Below are 14,774 nucleotides of genomic sequence, written 5' to 3' on the forward strand. Positions count from 1 at the left end.
CGAGCAAGCCCGCTCCCACCGTTGGATCGTGTGCCTGAGAGTTATGCCGCGCTGAAGAGTTTGTGCGGATCGATCACAAATTTCTTCGGCACACCCGCGTCAAACTCGCCATACCCACGCGGCGCGTCATCCAGGCTGATCACCTGCACGCCAACAATCTCGGCAATGTTGATACGGTCCCACATGATCGCCTGCATCAGCTGGCGGTTGTACTTCATCACCGGTGTCTGGCCGGTATGGAAGCTGTGGGATTTGGCCCAGCCCAGGCCGAAGCGGATGCTCAGGCTGCCCATTTTTGCAGCGGCATCCACCGCACCCGGATCTTCGGTGACGTACAGGCCCGGAATACCGATCTTGCCCGCCACGCGCACCACGCCCATCAGCGAGTTGAGCACAGTGGCCGGGGCCTCCGCCTTGACGCCTTCATGGCCATGGCCACGGGCTTCGAAGCCCACGGCGTCGACGGCGCAGTCCACTTCCGGTTCGCCCAGCAGTGCGGCGATCTGCTCGTGCAGCGGCGTGTCCTGGGACAGGTCGGCAATCTCGAAACCCTGCGCCTTGGCGTGAGCCAGGCGGATCGGGTTGACGTCGCCGATGATCACCACCGCAGCGCCCAGCAGGCGCGCCGAAGCGGCAGCCGCCAGGCCCACAGGGCCGGCACCCGCAATGTAGACAGTGCTGCCAGGGCCAACACCGGCAGTGACGGCGCCGTGATAACCGGTCGGGAGAATGTCGGACAGGCAGGTCAGGTCGCGGATTTTCTCCATGGCCTTGTCGCGGTCAGGCAGTTTCAGCAGGTTGAAGTCAGCGTACGGCACCAGCACGTACTCGGCCTGGCCGCCGGTCCAGTCGCCCATGTCGACATAGCCGTAGGCGCCACCGGCACGCGCCGGGTTGACGGTCAGGCACACGCCGGTGTGTTGCTCCTTGCAGGAGCGGCAGCGGCCGCACGCGACGTTGAAGGGCACCGACACCAGGTCGCCGATCTTCAGGTTTTCGACGTCACTGCCCTTCTCGATCACTTCACCGGTAATTTCATGACCGAGCACCAGGCCGGTCTGGGCCGTGGTGCGGCCGCGCACCATGTGTTGGTCGGAGCCGCAGATGTTGGTGGAGACCACACGCAGGATGACGCCGTGCTCAATCTTCCTGCCACGGGGGTCCTGCATTTTGGGATAGTCGATTTTCTGTACTTCGACCTTGCCGTTGCCGAGATACACGACACCACGATTACCAGACATGCTTTCACCTCGCTGTTGTTTTTATGAAACCGCGCTGCCCAGGCAGGCAGCGCGTTAAGTGCTCGGGTACAGATGCTGTTTTTGCGTTGTTGCTGACGCCCCCATCGCGGGCAAGACCGGCGCCCACATTTGATCGGGTTTACACCTTCAGATGTGGGAGCGGGCTTGCCCGCGAAGGCGTCAGTCAGAGCACCACCGTTCTATTGGCGTTCAGGAATACCCGCCGCTCGATGTGATACCCGACCGCCCGGGCCAGGGTCAGCCCCTCGATATCCCGCCCCTTGGCAATCAGGTCCTCGGGGTAGTGACTGTGGTCCACCACTTCTACCCCCTGGGCAATGATCGGGCCTTCATCCAGGTCGTTGTTGATGTAATGCGCCGTGGCCCCTACCAACTTCACCCCCTTGTTGTACGCCTGGTGATACGGCTTGGCGCCCTTGAACCCCGGCAGCAACGAGTGGTGGATGTTGATGGCCTTGCCATCCAGCTTGCGGCACAGCTCCGGCGACAGCACTTGCATGTAGCGTGCAAGGATCACCAATTCGGCGCCGGTGTCTTCCACCACTTGCCACACTTGACGCTCCTGGGACGGTTTGTCGTTGGGGTCGAGGGGGAAATGGTAGTAGGGAATCTGGTGCCAGTCGGCCAACGGTTGCAAATCGGGGTGGTTGGACACCACCGCGACCACGTCCATTGACAGCTGGCCGATACGCTGGCGGTACAGCAGGTCGTTCAAGCAGTGATCGGCCTTGGAGACCATGATCACCACTTTTGGCCGGTAGTTCGGCGCCGTCAGCTCGAAGATCATGCCGAAAGCCTGGCCGCGGGTGGCGAGGCCATCGCGAAATGCCTGCTCGTCGAAGCCGTCGGGCTGACGGAACTCCACGCGGATAAAAAACCGACCCGAGAGGCGGTCATCGAACGAGTGGTGCTCGGTGACGTAGCAGCCCTGCTCGAACAGATAGCGGGTGACCGCGTCCACCGTGCCGAGCACGCTGGGGCAGTCGGCGGTCAAAATCCATGTATCGGGTGCGCGGCTCATGGGTATTCCTCAGGCTTGAACGCTCAGGCCGAATTCGGCAGATGCATCCTGCAGCCACAACCACCAGTAATCCGAGAAGCTGCGACGAATCACCAGCTCCCAGGTGTCTGGCGCCGTGTGGCGGATCACCAGTTGCGATTTGGCGAACACGGTGCCCACCGCCTTGCCCACCGGGAAGTTGTTGGGATGCACGTCATAGCTGGTGGACTTCATCAGCACGTCGCGCACATTCGGGCCGCTGAGTTCGAGGATCTGCTGGCCGCCGCTGACGTTGACGATCTGGATATGCAAGTCACCCAGGGCGGCACGCAGGTTTTGTTCGGCGGCGAATTCATCACCGCTGGGCACGATCAGCAGCCACTCGTCCGGGCCGAGCCATTGCAGGCTGGTTTCGCCCTGCACGATCACGGTCAGGGCACCGGGCAGTTCGATGCCGAGGGCTTTGTGCACCCCAGCGGCGAAGGCGGCGTCGTGGCCGTCGCCACGAATGGTCAGGTGGCCCAGGAGTTTCTTTTCACGCACGGTCACGCCGGCGTTCTTGCGGCCCTTGCCAACCAGGCTGGCGAGGTCGGCATGGTGCAGCGAGGACTCGGCCTTGGCGCCGGTGGTGGGGCGTTGTTGGTAAACATTGGCTGCTGTCATAAAGCACCTGTTTGAATTCTGTAGGTCTTGCAGTGACTGTTCTGGCCTTCTCGCGGGCAAGCCCGGCTCCCACAGGGAAACGCATTCCAACGGTGGGAGCTGGCTTGCCTGCGATGCAGGCACCTCGGTCTGTCAGATGTTCTGGCGATCACCCTTAGGATCGAAGAACACCGAAGACACAATCTCCGCCTCGATCACGCTGCCGTCCGCCTGGGGTGAGAACACCCGCTCGCCCATGCGCTTCAAGCCGCCTTTCACCACCGCCATCGCGAACGAATAGCCCAGGGAGTTGTGCGCATAGCTTGAGGTGACGTGGCCGACCATCTTCATCGGGATCGACTGCTTCGGATCAAGCACCAACTGCGCGCCTTCCGGCAGCCACACTGTCGGATCGATCGGCTTGAGGCCCACCAGTTGCTTACGCTCTTCCCGTACGCAGTCTTCACGGTTCATGCCACGCCAGCCGATCCATGAGAACGGCTTGGTACGGCCGACGCACCAGCCCATGTTCAGGTCGTCCGGGGTCATCGAGCCGTCGGTGTCCTGGCCGACGATGATGAAGCCCTTCTCGGCCCGCAGTACGTGCATGGTTTCGGTGCCGTACGGGGTCAGGTTGTACTGCTTGCCGGCCTCGACGATCTTTTCCAGCACGCCCATGGCGTAGTCGGCCTGCACGTTGACTTCATACGACAGCTCACCGGTGAACGAGATGCGGAACACCCGCGCCGGCACACCGCCGACCAGGCCTTCTTTCCAGGTCATGAACGGGAAGCCGTCCTTGTCCAGGTCGATATCGGTCACTTCCGCCAGCAGCTTGCGGCTGTTGGGGCCGGACAAGGTCATGGTCGCCCAGTGGTCGGTGACCGAGGTGAAGTACACCTTGAGGTCTGGCCACTCGGTCTGTTGATAGATTTCCAGCCACTGCAGCACGCGGGCGGCGCCGCCGGTGGTGGTGGTCATCAGGAAATGGTTGTCGGCGAGGCAGGCAGTCACGCCATCGTCGAAGACCATGCCATCTTCCTTGCACATCAGGCCGTAGCGCGCCTTGCCCACATCGAGCTTGGTCCAGGCGTTGCTGTAGATGCGGTTGAGGAATTCGCGGGCATCCGGGCCCTGGATGTCGATCTTGCCGAGGGTGGACGCGTCCAACAAACCGACACTGTCGCGCACGGCCAGGCATTCGCGTTTCACTGCGGCGTGCAGGTCTTCACCATTGCGTGGGAAATACCAAGGGCGTTTCCACTGGCCGACGTCTTCAAACTCGGCGCCGTTCTTCACGTGCCAGGCCTGCAGTGCGGTGTAGCGCACCGGCTCGAAGATATGCCCACAGTGACGCCCCGCTACCGCGCCAAAGGTGACTGGCGTGTAGTTGGGGCGGAACATGGTGGTGCCCATCTGCGGGATGGTCACGTTCAGGGAGCGCGCGGCAATGGCCAGGCCGTTGACGTTGCCCAGTTTGCCCTGGTCGGTGCCGAAGCCCAGCGCGGTATAGCGTTTGACATGCTCGACCGACTCGAACCCTTCGCGGGTCGCCAGTTCGATGGCGGCGGCGGTCACGTCGTTTTGCAGGTCGACGAATTGCTTCGGTGCCCGTGCAGTCGGTTTGTCATGCGGTACTTGATAGATGCCAAGTGTCGGCTCTTCCAGGCGGCTCAAGGCTTTTGGCAACGTGCCTTCCACCGGGGTAAAACCGGCTTCGCTGGCCGCGCGCACGCCGCCTTCAAAACCATCGGCCAGGGAATCAGCGAGGCCGTATACACCGTTGATACCACCGACGCACACGCGCTTCTGCGGGGCCTCACCCGGTACGAATCCGAGGATGTCTTCACGCCAGGTCGGCTTGCCGCCCAGGTGCGAGGCCAGGTGAACCACCGGGCTGTAGCCACCGGAACTGGCCACCAGGTCGCACTCCAACCACTCGCCAGGGCTGGTGACTTTGTGCGCTTTCACATCGATCGCGGCCACCCGGGCGGCGGTGACATGCTTGCTGCCACGGGCCTCGATCACGGCGCTGCCGGTGAGGATGCGAATGCCTTTGGCGCGCGCTTCTTCAACCAGGGCCCCGCGTGGGTTGTGGCGCACATCGGCCACCGCCACCACTGAAAGGCCGGCGTCGAGCCAGTCCAGCGCAACGCGGTAGGCGTGGTCGTTGTTGGTCGACAGCACCAGCTTCTTGCCCGGCGCCACGCCGTAGCGACGTACGTAAGTCGAGACAGCGCCGGCGAGCATGTTGCCCGGCACATCGTTGTTGCCGTACACCAGCGGCCGCTCGCACGCACCGGTCGCCAGCACCACGCGCTTGGCGCGTACACGGTGGATACGCTGGCGCACTACACCCACCGGCGCACGGTCACCGAGGTGGTCGGTGAGGCGTTCGTGAATGGTCAGGAAGTTATGGTCATGGTAGCCGTTGACGGTGGCGCGAGGCAGCAGCACCACATCCGGCAGGGCTTTGAGTTCTGCGATGACGCTGGCGACCCAATCAGCAGCCGGCTTGCCGTCAAGGCTTTCGCGCGAGTCCAGCAGCGAACCACCGAACTCTTCCTGTTCATCGGCGAGGATCACGCGGGCACCGCTGCGCGCGGCAGCCAGTGCGGCGGCCAGGCCAGCAGGGCCGGCGCCCACCACCAACACGTCGCAGTGACGGTTGAAGTTGTCGTAGGTGTCCGGGTCGTTCTCGGTCGGCGAGCGGCCAAGGCCGGCAGCTTTACGGATGTACTTCTCGTAGGTCATCCAGAACGATTGCGGGTACATGAAGGTTTTGTAGTAGAAACCCGGCGGCATCAGCTTGCCGCCGACCTTGCCGAGGATGCCCATCATGTCGTTGTTGACGCTCGGCCAGCCGTTGGTGCTGGTGGCGACCAACCCTTGGTACAGCGCCTGTTGCGTGGCGCGCACGTTAGGGATTTGCGTGGCTTCGGTAGCGCCGATCTGCAGCACTGCGTTCGGCTCTTCGGCGCCGGCAGCGAAGATGCCGCGTGGGCGCGAATACTTGAAGCTGCGGCCGATGATGTCGACGCCGTTGGCCAGCAGCGCGGCGGCCAGGGTGTCGCCTTCAAAGCCTTTGTAGGTCTGGCCGTTGAAGCTGAAGGTCAGCACCTTGTTGCGGTCGATGCGGCCACCGTTGGACAGGCGATTGATCTGGCTCATACCTTCTCTCCAGCGGCCTTGGCGGTGAATTGCGGCTTCTCGCCGATCTTGTAGGTTTCAAGAATTTCGTAGGTCAGGGTGTCGCGGGTCGCGTTGAAGTACTGGCGGCAACCGGCGGCGTGAATCCACAGCTCGTGGTGCAGGCCACGGGGGTTGTCGCGGAAGAACATGTAGTCGCCCCACTCTTCATCGGTGCAGGCGTTTGGGTCCAGCGGGCGCGGGATGTGCGCTTGGCCGGACGCGTGGAATTCCTCTTCGGAGCGCAGTTCGCCACAGTGAGGACAGAAGATATGCAACATAGGGAATTTCTCCTGTTAGTGGGCGACGGCCGCAGCGCCGTGTTCGTCGATCAACGCACCGTTGTGGAAACGGTCGATGGAAAAAGGCGCGGCCAGCGGGTGCATTTCACCCTTGGCGAGGCTGGCGGCAAACACGTTGCCTGAGCCCGGCGTGGCCTTGAAGCCACCGGTGCCCCAACCGCAGTTGAAGAACATGTTTGGCACGGGCGTCTTGGAGATGATCGGGCAGGCGTCGGGTGTGGTGTCGACGATGCCGCCCCATTGGCGGTTCATGCGCACGCGCGACAGCACCGGGAACATCTCGACGATGGCCTGGATGGTGTGTTCGATCACCGGGTATGAGCCGCGCTGGCCGTAGCCGTTGTAGCCGTCGATACCAGCACCGATCACCAGGTCACCCTTGTCGGACTGGCTGATGTAACCGTGCACGGCGTTGGACATGATCACGCTGTCGATGATCGGCTTGATCGGCTCCGACACCAGCGCTTGCAGCGGGTGGGATTCGATCGGCAGGCGGAACCCGGCGAGCGAAGCCATGTGCCCGGAGTTACCGGCGGTCACCACGCCGACGCGCTTGGCGCCGATAAAGCCCTTGTTGGTTTCCACGCCGATGCACACGCCGTTTTCCTTGCGAAAGCCGATCACTTCGGTCTGCTGGATCAAGTCCACGCCGAGTGCGTCGGCGGCACGCGCGAAGCCCCAGGCCACGGCATCGTGACGGGCCACGCCGCCGCGGCGTTGCACGGTGGCGCCGAGTACCGGGTAACGGGTGTTTTTCGAGCAGTCGAGGTACGGGATCTCGTCGGCCACTTGTTTGGCATTGAGCAGTTCGCCGTCCACACCGTTGAGGCGGTTGGCACTCACGCGGCGCTCGGAATCACGGATGTCCTGCAGGGTGTGGCACAGGTTGTAGACGCCGCGCTGGGAGAACATCACGTTGTAGTTCAGGTCCTGGGACAGGCCTTCCCACAGTTTCATCGCGTGTTCGTACAGGTGCGCCGACTCGTCCCACAGGTAGTTGGAACGCACGATGGTGGTGTTGCGCGCGGTGTTACCGCCGCCCAGCCAGCCTTTCTCGACCACGGCCACGTTGGTGATGCCGTGTTCCTTGGCCAGGTAGTAAGCGGTCGCCAGACCATGCCCGCCGCCGCCGACGATGACCACGTCGTAGACCTTTTTAGGGGTCGGCGTGCGCCACATCTTCTGCCAGTTTTCGTGGTGGCTGAGTGAGTGCTTGAAGAGGCCGAAGCCCGAGTAGCGTTGCATAGTCATTACTCCAAAACCGCGCTCAGCGATAAACCGGGAAATCAGCGCACAGGGCAGACACGTGCTTGGCCACGTTGGCCTCGACATCGGCGTCGCCGAGGTTGTCGAGGATGTCGCAGATCCAGCCGGCCAGTTCGATGCACTGCGGCACTTTGAAACCCCGCGTGGTCACCGCCGGGGTGCCGATGCGCAGGCCCGAGGTCACGAACGGCGACTGCGGGTCATTCGGCACGGCGTTCTTGTTGACCGTGATGTGGGCGCGGCCGAGAGCTGCGTCCGCTTCCTTGCCGGTGAGGCCCTGACGGATCAGGCTGACCAGGAACAGGTGGTTATCAGTACCGCCGGACACGACATCGTAGCCCCGCTGGATAAACACGCTGGCCATGGCCTGTGCGTTGTCGATCACTTGCTGCTGGTAGACCTTGAAGCCAGGCTCCTGGGCTTCCTTGAAGCACACGGCCTTGCCGGCGATCACGTGCATCAGCGGGCCGCCCTGGGCACCCGGGAACACGGCAGCGTTGAGTTTCTTCTCGATTTCTTCGTTGGCCTTGGCCAGGATCAGGCCGCCACGTGGGCCGCGCAGGGTCTTGTGGGTGGTGGTGGTGACCACATCGGCGTACGGCAGAGGGTTCGGGTACAGGCCGGCGGCAACCAGGCCTGCGACGTGGGCCATGTCGACGAACAGCAGCGCACCGACCTTGTCGGCGATGGCGCGAAAGCGTGGGAAATCCAGGGTCTTGGAGTAGGCGGAGAATCCAGCCACGACCATCTTAGGCTTGTGCTCGACGGCCAGGCGCTCGACTTCGTCGTAGTCGATCAGGCCGGTATCGGTGTTGATGCCGTACTGCACGGCGTTGTACAGCTTGCCCGAGGACGACACCTTGGCGCCGTGGGTCAAGTGGCCGCCGTGGGCCAGGCTCATGCCGAGGATGGTGTCGCCGGCTTGCAGCAGGGCCAGGTACACGGCGCTGTTGGCGGAGGAACCGGAGTGCGGCTGAACGTTGGCGTAATCGGCGCCGAACAGTTGCTTGGCGCGTTCGATGGCCAGGGCTTCGACCTTGTCCACGTGCTCGCAGCCACCGTAGTAACGCTTGCCTGGGTAGCCTTCGGCGTATTTGTTGGTGAGGCCACTGCCCTGGGCTTCCATCACGCGCTTGCTGGTGTAGTTCTCTGACGCGATCAGCTCGATATGATCTTCCTGACGCTGCTCCTCGGCATTCATGGCCGCCAGCAAGGCGTCGTCATATCCCTGGATCTGGTCTTTTTTGCTGAACATCGCGTCTCTCCCAGCCTTTCGTATTGTTGAGGCCCGTGCAGGGCCCTTTGATGCGATGGTAGGGCTGGCGCAGACAGGTCAAATGCCTACGGACGCCACGCAAAGGTGCGTTTACGACATTAGGTGAGCGACACAAAACAAATGTGGGAGCTGGCTCGTGTGGGAGCTGGCTAGCTGATGATCTTGCGAAGAAGCAGAAGCAGCAGAAAATGCAGCGGATAGAGGGCATACGCCCAGCGGCGCATGGCCGGCGGCGAGACATTTTGCCCATGTCGCAACAAGACCAACCCAGCCAATGGCGCAATCAGGCACGCCGCCAACCCCACTGTCGCCACGAGCGTGCCGCTGTTGAGCAGAATCTGCCATTGGTTGGCGGCAACACACACCACTCCAGGCAACACGCTGAAATACCATGGACGACTGAACACCAACAGCATGGCCAACGGCAGCAACACGCCAAAGAAACCGAACATCAGGTGCGTGGCAAACACCGCCGCCGTCACAACGGCGATCAGCGCCAATCCTCGATCAAAAAGCGCCTTCTGCTGCCATCCTCGGGCAACGAGCAGGCCCAGCGCGAGGGTCGGCAATACGTTCAACGTATCGGCATCGTCGATGAACATTCGGTAAGGCACTTCGCTGATCACGCTGAACAGCAACAGCCAACCCAAGTAGCGCCATTGGCCCGTCACCGGCGCACTTCGAACCCGATGCAGATTCGCCGCAATCGCCAGGCAAAACCACGGAAACGCCAGGCGCCCCGGCACATACAGGCCGTCCAGGCTCAAACCGACATACCGCAGGTGGTCCAGCACCATGCTCACCAGCGCCAACCACTTGAGCAGATCCAGGGCGCCATCACGGACGCGTCCGACAGGCATCGTTTCAGTACCGTGCATAATTCCCCAGTGACTTTGCATTTACAGTGCGTGCGCACCCGCGACAATCTTGGTTACAGTGCGCACCAACATCGACCACAGGAATGGGCCATGACCGACAAGAGCCAACAATTCGCCAGTGACAACTATTCCGGCATCTGCCCGGAAGCCTGGGCCGCCATGGAACAAGCCAACCAGGGCCATCAGCGCGCCTATGGCGATGATGAATGGACCCACCGCGCCGCCGACGGTTTCCGCAACCTGTTCGAAACCGACTGCGAAGTGTTCTTCGCCTTCAACGGCACTGCCGCCAACTCCCTGGCGCTGTCCTCGCTGTGCCAGAGCTACCATAGCGTGATTTGCTCGGAAACCGCCCACGTCGAAACCGACGAATGTGGTGCGCCGGAGTTTTTCTCCAACGGCTCCAAGCTGCTCACCGCCCGCACCGAAAACGGCAAGCTGACCCCGGAGTCGATCCGCGAGATCGCACTCAAGCGCCAGGACATCCACTACCCCAAGCCGCGCGTGGTCACCCTGACCCAAGCCACTGAAGTCGGCAGCGTGTACACCCCGGAAGAAATCCGCGCCATCAGCGTGACCTGCAAGGAGCTGGGGCTGAACCTGCACATGGACGGCGCGCGCTTCTCCAACGCGTGCGCGTTCCTGGGTTGCTCGCCCGCGGACCTGACCTGGAAAGCCGGCGTGGACGTGCTGTGCTTTGGCGGCACCAAGAACGGCATGGCCGTGGGCGAAGCGATCCTGTTCTTCAACCACAAGTTGGCCGAAGACTTCGACTACCGCTGCAAACAGGCGGGCCAGCTGGCGTCGAAAATGCGCTTCCTGTCTGCGCCATGGGTGGGCCTGCTGGAAAACGATGCCTGGCTCAAGCACGCACGCCACGCCAACCACTGCGCGCAGCTGCTGAGCAGCCTGGTGGCGGATATTCCCGGCGTGGAGTTGATGTTCCCGGTGCAAGCCAACGGCGTGTTCCTGCAACTCTCGGAACCGGCTATCGCAGCGCTGACCGACAAGGGGTGGCGTTTCTACACCTTCATCGGCAAAGGCGGCGCGCGCTTCATGTGTGCGTGGGATACCGAGGAAGAGCGTGTAAGAGAACTGGCAGCGGATATTCGGAAAGTGATGGAGGCCTGAAACGACGGGCCTTTCAGCGACTCTGCAGAGACTGTTTGTACGTATTTCTGACAGTATCTATCTACCCCTTGCGTTGGATAGGATCTCGTCACCCCGAACAAACGGACGCGTTCTTTCGGGGCTGAATGCCTGCCGAACATTCGGTCGGAAATGGAAATCCTGCAGAGGGCTACATCATGGAATATCAAAGCAACGGCGACACCCTTCAGAGCGACGGGACCGTCAACACCACCGTCATTGATTGGGATGAATTCAGGAAATACGCAAAAGTCGGCGACACTATCAAAGAGCCATCGAGGACGTTGAGGATCTACGACAAACTCTACGAACTGACAGCATCAGGTCAACATTTCGTCGTCCATATCTACGCCCAGTAACTGTTAAGGCCCGCGCCGGCGACTCATGGCCTCCGGCGCGGATCATGACAGTCAGAACTCGATGCGCACGTCGCCCTTTGGCACACTGCAGCACGACAGGATGTAGCCTTCGGCTTCGTCCTCTTCCGTAATCCCGCCGTTGTGGTCCATCTCGACCTCGCCCCCCAGCTTCATCACCTTGCACGTACCGCAGATGCCCATGCCGCAGGCTTTCGGGATCAACAAGCCGAGCTTGGCAGCTGCAGCATGCACGGTTTCGCCTGGGGCCACGCGAATGCTCTTGCCCGAGGCAATGAATTCCACCTGATGCAGGTCGGCAAGGTCGATTTCTGGCGCGTCGGCGGCTTGTTCAGCCTGTTCCACGGCATCCGCACGGGCTTCCGGCGGCGTGGCGCCGAAGGATTCCTCGTGATACCGGGTCATGTCGAAACCCGCCACTTCGAGCAGACGCTTCACTGCATTCATGTAAGGCGTAGGGCCGCAGCAGAACACTTCGCGCTCGAGGAAGTCCGGCACCATCAGTTCGAGCATCTTGTGGTTCAGGTAACCGCGATACCCCGCCCATGGCTCACCCAAGCCGTGTTTCTCGCAGATCAGGTGCAGGCTGAAGTTGTCGATCCGCGACGCCATGTGCTCCAGCTCGCGGTGGTAGATGATGTCCTTGGGCGAGCGCGCGCTGTGGATAAACGTCATGTCGACGTTGGCGTTGGTGTCGTAGAACCAGCGCGCCATGGACATGACGGGCGTGATGCCGACGCCGCCGCTGAGGTACAACACTTTCGGGCTGGGGAAATCGATGGCATTGAACAAACCTACCGGACCGTGCACCGCCAGCTCCTGGCCTTCGTGCAAGGTGTCGTGCAGCCAGTTGGAGACCTTGCCGCCGGGTACGCGCTTGATGGTCACCGAAAAGCTGTAAGGCACCGACGGCGAACTGGAAATGGTGTAGGAGCGCATGATCGGCTGGCCGTCGATTTCCAGCTCCAGGGTAACGAACTGCCCCGGCTTGAAAAAGAACAGGATCGGCTGGTCGGCCATGAAACAGAACGTGCGCACGTCCCAGGTTTCCTGGATGACTTTGACACAACGGACGATGTGCCGACCATTGGCCCAGGTCTGGGTAGTTACCGGATTCAGGAAATTGCTGGACATGTTGTTCTCCACCGCCGACGTCGGCCTTATGGTGGCGATTCTGCGTAACGCAAGAACCACCCATTTACCTATCTGCGACATTCACATACTTATCGCGACCAGCCCCCAACGACCTAGGGTTGCGCGTCGGGATCAGATTGGGCCATGTCGCCCATGGATAAGGTTCGCCGCATCGGCGGCCCCACACTCGCTCCCAACACAGACGCTTTCTTTACGCCTTGCTGCAAACCTGATCAGCCACTATTCGCCGGCCACACCGAATGGCCCTGAGGACACACACGATGGACGTCACCGCAACCTTAAGCTTGGGCGATCCGCTGGAACCCGCACGCAAGGCCACCGCGCAAATGCTGCAAGAGCGCGAGCGTACTTTCTCGCTGCCACAGCCGTTTTACTCTGATGAGCGGCTGTTCGATATCGACATGCAGGAGATCTTCCAAAAAGAGTGGCTGATCGCCGGCATGACCTGCGAGATCCCCACCAAGGGCAACTACCTGACCCTGCAAGTGGGCAAGAACCCCATCATCGTGATCCGTGGCGCCGAAGGCGTGGTACATGCCTTCCATAACGTGTGCCGTCACCGTGGCTCGCGCTTGTGCACCAGTGACAAGGGCAAGGTCGCCAAACTCGTTTGCCACTACCACCAGTGGACTTACGAACTGGACGGCCGACTGCTGTTCGCCGGCACCGAGATGGGCGCCGACTTCGACATGAAGCAGTACGGTCTCAAGCCAGTGAACGTGAAGACTGCCGGCGGCTACATTTTCATCAGCCTGTCGGAGAACCCACCGGCCATCGATGACTTCCTGTCGACGCTTAACCACTACATGGAACCCTACGACATGGAAAACACCAAGGTGGCGGTGCAAACCACCTTGATGGAAAAGGCCAACTGGAAGCTGGTGCTGGAAAACAACCGCGAGTGCTACCACTGCAACGCGTCACACCCGGAGCTGTTGAAAACCCTGCTGGAATGGGATGACGTCACCGACCCGCGCGCCGACCAGGCGTTCAAGGACCACGTTGCCGCCTCGGCCGCCGCCTGGGATGCCGAGAAAATCCCTTACGCCCATGCCAGCTTTGGCCTGCGTAATCGCATCGTGCGCATGCCGCTGCTCAAGGGCACCGTGTCGATGACCCTGGACGGCAAGCAGGGCTGCGCCAAGCTCATGGGCCGCATCAAGAACCCGGACCTGGGCTCGATGCGCATCCTGCACCTGCCTCACTCCTGGAACCACTGCATGGGCGACCACATCATCGTGTTCACCGTATGGCCGATCAGCGCCCAGGAGACCATGGTCACCACCAAGTGGTTGGTGCACAAGGACGCCGTGGAAGGTGTGGACTACGACCCGGCGCGCATGCGCGAGGTGTGGGACGCCACCAACGACCAGGACCGTCGCCTGGCCGAAGAAAACCAGCGCGGCATCAACTCCACCGCCTACCAGCCCGGCCCGTACTCCAAGACCTATGAGTTTGGCGTGGTGAACTTCGTCGACTGGTACAGCGAGCGCATGTTGAGCAACCTGGGGGCCGCACCGGCGCCTTACCTCAAGGGCGTTGCGGTTCACGAGTAACCCTCCCCTCCATGGGAGCCGGCAAGCCGGCTCCCACGCACTGTTCAAATTTTAATCAAAACCGTTGAACCCCTCTCCTGTCGTGCCCTCCAGCCTTTACCCAACAACTTATCCACAAAGCCACCCACAGCAATTGTGGGCAAGTGCGCCTTACGCCCTAAATTAAATCAAGAAAATCCGTGACTTATTTGCGTACCGGGTTTTTAGCCATGGTTGATCACTTATTGATCAAACCATTGGAAGCCTTGTATTACGTGACGTGCAGAGGTACGCAAACACCTTATCCACAGAAGCACCAACAGACTTTGGGGGCAACTTGAACGACGCTGTGGAAAACCCCTTCAAAGCTTCATAAATCGCGGTTCCCAGAGATCCAGGTGAATAAATCACCCAAATTGATCATATTTTGATCAGCCAACTGAAAGCCTTGATTTATATGGGCTGCAGCCGATAGCGAACACCTTATCCACAGAAGCGCCAACAGAGTATGGGGGCAACTCTGTGCGTAAAAATGCTCGGACAGCGCGAAAAAACCGAGTAAAAACCGTCAGTTACCCTGGTTGTTTTTCGTACAGAGGGCTGGAGGGCTTGATTCTAAGGGGCTGTGGACAGCCGCGAACAGGTTATCCACAGACGGGTCAACAGGGATTGTGGGTAATCTTACGGACAGTGCCAAAACCAATGTGGGAGCGGGCTTGCTCGCGAAGGCGCAGAGTCAGCCA

General features: G+C 61.1%; 12 protein-coding genes. 3 read left to right on the forward strand and 9 right to left on the reverse strand.

Annotated features, from left to right (window positions below; translation table 11 throughout):
• Window positions 1-41 precede the first annotated feature (41 nt).
• The 8 genes from fdhA to ATH90_RS26370 form a co-directional block, all read right to left on the reverse strand.
• Window positions 42-1,241, reverse strand: coding sequence for a formaldehyde dehydrogenase, glutathione-independent (gene fdhA / locus ATH90_RS26335; protein ID WP_025858777.1), 1,200 nt, complete (start codon window positions 1,239-1,241; stop codon window positions 42-44).
• A gap of 184 nt (window positions 1,242-1,425) precedes the next feature.
• A complete protein-coding gene (gene purU, locus ATH90_RS26340) occupies window positions 1,426-2,283 on the reverse strand; it encodes a formyltetrahydrofolate deformylase (RefSeq protein ID WP_069078441.1) in 858 nt (285 codons plus the stop codon).
• Window positions 2,284-2,292: 9 nt separating this feature from the next.
• Window positions 2,293-2,925: a sarcosine oxidase subunit gamma gene (locus ATH90_RS26345; RefSeq protein ID WP_034109775.1), complete on the reverse strand. Its 633-nt coding sequence runs from the start codon at window positions 2,923-2,925 to the stop codon at window positions 2,293-2,295.
• 132 nt (window positions 2,926-3,057) lie between these two features.
• Window positions 3,058-6,075, reverse strand: coding sequence for a sarcosine oxidase subunit alpha (locus ATH90_RS26350; protein WP_069078443.1), 3,018 nt, complete (start codon window positions 6,073-6,075; stop codon window positions 3,058-3,060).
• The gene (locus ATH90_RS26355; protein WP_034109779.1) at window positions 6,072-6,374 is read right to left on the reverse strand and encodes a sarcosine oxidase subunit delta; all 303 of its coding nucleotides are present in this window, start codon (window positions 6,372-6,374) and stop codon (window positions 6,072-6,074) included. Before ATH90_RS26355 ends, ATH90_RS26350 begins: the two co-directional genes overlap by 4 nt.
• Window positions 6,375-6,389: 15 nt before the next feature.
• Window positions 6,390-7,640 carry a sarcosine oxidase subunit beta gene (locus tag ATH90_RS26360; protein WP_010207084.1) on the reverse strand — a complete coding sequence of 417 codons (1,251 nt, stop codon included), beginning with the start codon at window positions 7,638-7,640 and terminating at the stop codon, window positions 6,390-6,392.
• A 22-nt stretch (window positions 7,641-7,662) separates the two neighbouring features.
• Window positions 7,663-8,916, reverse strand: a complete 1,254-nt coding sequence (gene glyA, locus ATH90_RS26365; protein ID WP_034109781.1) for a serine hydroxymethyltransferase — start codon at window positions 8,914-8,916, stop codon at window positions 7,663-7,665.
• A gap of 170 nt (window positions 8,917-9,086) precedes the next feature.
• Window positions 9,087-9,815: a TraX family protein gene (locus ATH90_RS26370; protein WP_098467487.1), complete on the reverse strand. Its 729-nt coding sequence runs from the start codon at window positions 9,813-9,815 to the stop codon at window positions 9,087-9,089.
• A gap of 90 nt (window positions 9,816-9,905) precedes the next feature.
• On the opposite strand from ATH90_RS26370, the gene ATH90_RS26375 reads away from it, so the two are divergent.
• Complete coding sequence (locus tag ATH90_RS26375) at window positions 9,906-10,946, forward strand: threonine aldolase family protein (protein ID WP_025858783.1); 1,041 nt, start codon at window positions 9,906-9,908, stop codon at window positions 10,944-10,946.
• A gap of 176 nt (window positions 10,947-11,122) precedes the next feature.
• A complete protein-coding gene (locus ATH90_RS26380) occupies window positions 11,123-11,323 on the forward strand; it encodes a hypothetical protein (protein ID WP_098467488.1) in 201 nt (66 codons plus the stop codon).
• Between the two features lie 51 nt (window positions 11,324-11,374).
• Here ATH90_RS26380 and gbcB read toward each other — a convergent pair whose 3' ends face one another.
• Window positions 11,375-12,475, reverse strand: a complete 1,101-nt coding sequence (gbcB, locus tag ATH90_RS26385; RefSeq protein WP_034109786.1) for a glycine-betaine demethylase subunit GbcB — start codon at window positions 12,473-12,475, stop codon at window positions 11,375-11,377.
• A gap of 281 nt (window positions 12,476-12,756) precedes the next feature.
• Between gbcB and gbcA the strand changes: the two genes are divergently transcribed.
• The gene (gene gbcA / locus ATH90_RS26395) at window positions 12,757-14,052 is read left to right on the forward strand and encodes a glycine-betaine demethylase subunit GbcA (RefSeq protein WP_034109788.1); all 1,296 of its coding nucleotides are present in this window, start codon (window positions 12,757-12,759) and stop codon (window positions 14,050-14,052) included.
• The last annotated feature ends 722 nt before the right edge of the window (window positions 14,053-14,774 follow it).

Origin of the sequence: Pseudomonas lurida, assembly GCF_002563895.1 — a bacterium.
GTDB classification, from domain to species: domain Bacteria; phylum Pseudomonadota; class Gammaproteobacteria; order Pseudomonadales; family Pseudomonadaceae; genus Aquipseudomonas; species Aquipseudomonas lurida.

Coding starts and splice junctions, on each gene's coding strand:
- glyA (WP_034109781.1), bottom strand. CDS start 8,916: ATGTTCAGCAAAAAAGACCAGATCCAGGGATATGACGACGCCTTGCTG.
- fdhA (WP_025858777.1), bottom strand. CDS start 1,241: ATGTCTGGTAATCGTGGTGTCGTGTATCTCGGCAACGGCAAGGTCGAA.
- purU (WP_069078441.1), bottom strand. CDS start 2,283: ATGAGCCGCGCACCCGATACATGGATTTTGACCGCCGACTGCCCCAGC.
- ATH90_RS26360 (WP_010207084.1), bottom strand. CDS start 7,640: ATGCAACGCTACTCGGGCTTCGGCCTCTTCAAGCACTCACTCAGCCAC.
- ATH90_RS26370 (WP_098467487.1), bottom strand. CDS start 9,815: ATGCACGGTACTGAAACGATGCCTGTCGGACGCGTCCGTGATGGCGCC.
- ATH90_RS26380 (WP_098467488.1), top strand. CDS start 11,123: ATGGAATATCAAAGCAACGGCGACACCCTTCAGAGCGACGGGACCGTC.
- gbcA (WP_034109788.1), top strand. CDS start 12,757: ATGGACGTCACCGCAACCTTAAGCTTGGGCGATCCGCTGGAACCCGCA.
- ATH90_RS26375 (WP_025858783.1), top strand. CDS start 9,906: ATGACCGACAAGAGCCAACAATTCGCCAGTGACAACTATTCCGGCATC.
- ATH90_RS26355 (WP_034109779.1), bottom strand. CDS start 6,374: ATGTTGCATATCTTCTGTCCTCACTGTGGCGAACTGCGCTCCGAAGAG.
- gbcB (WP_034109786.1), bottom strand. CDS start 12,475: ATGTCCAGCAATTTCCTGAATCCGGTAACTACCCAGACCTGGGCCAAT.
- ATH90_RS26345 (WP_034109775.1), bottom strand. CDS start 2,925: ATGACAGCAGCCAATGTTTACCAACAACGCCCCACCACCGGCGCCAAG.
- ATH90_RS26350 (WP_069078443.1), bottom strand. CDS start 6,075: ATGAGCCAGATCAATCGCCTGTCCAACGGTGGCCGCATCGACCGCAAC.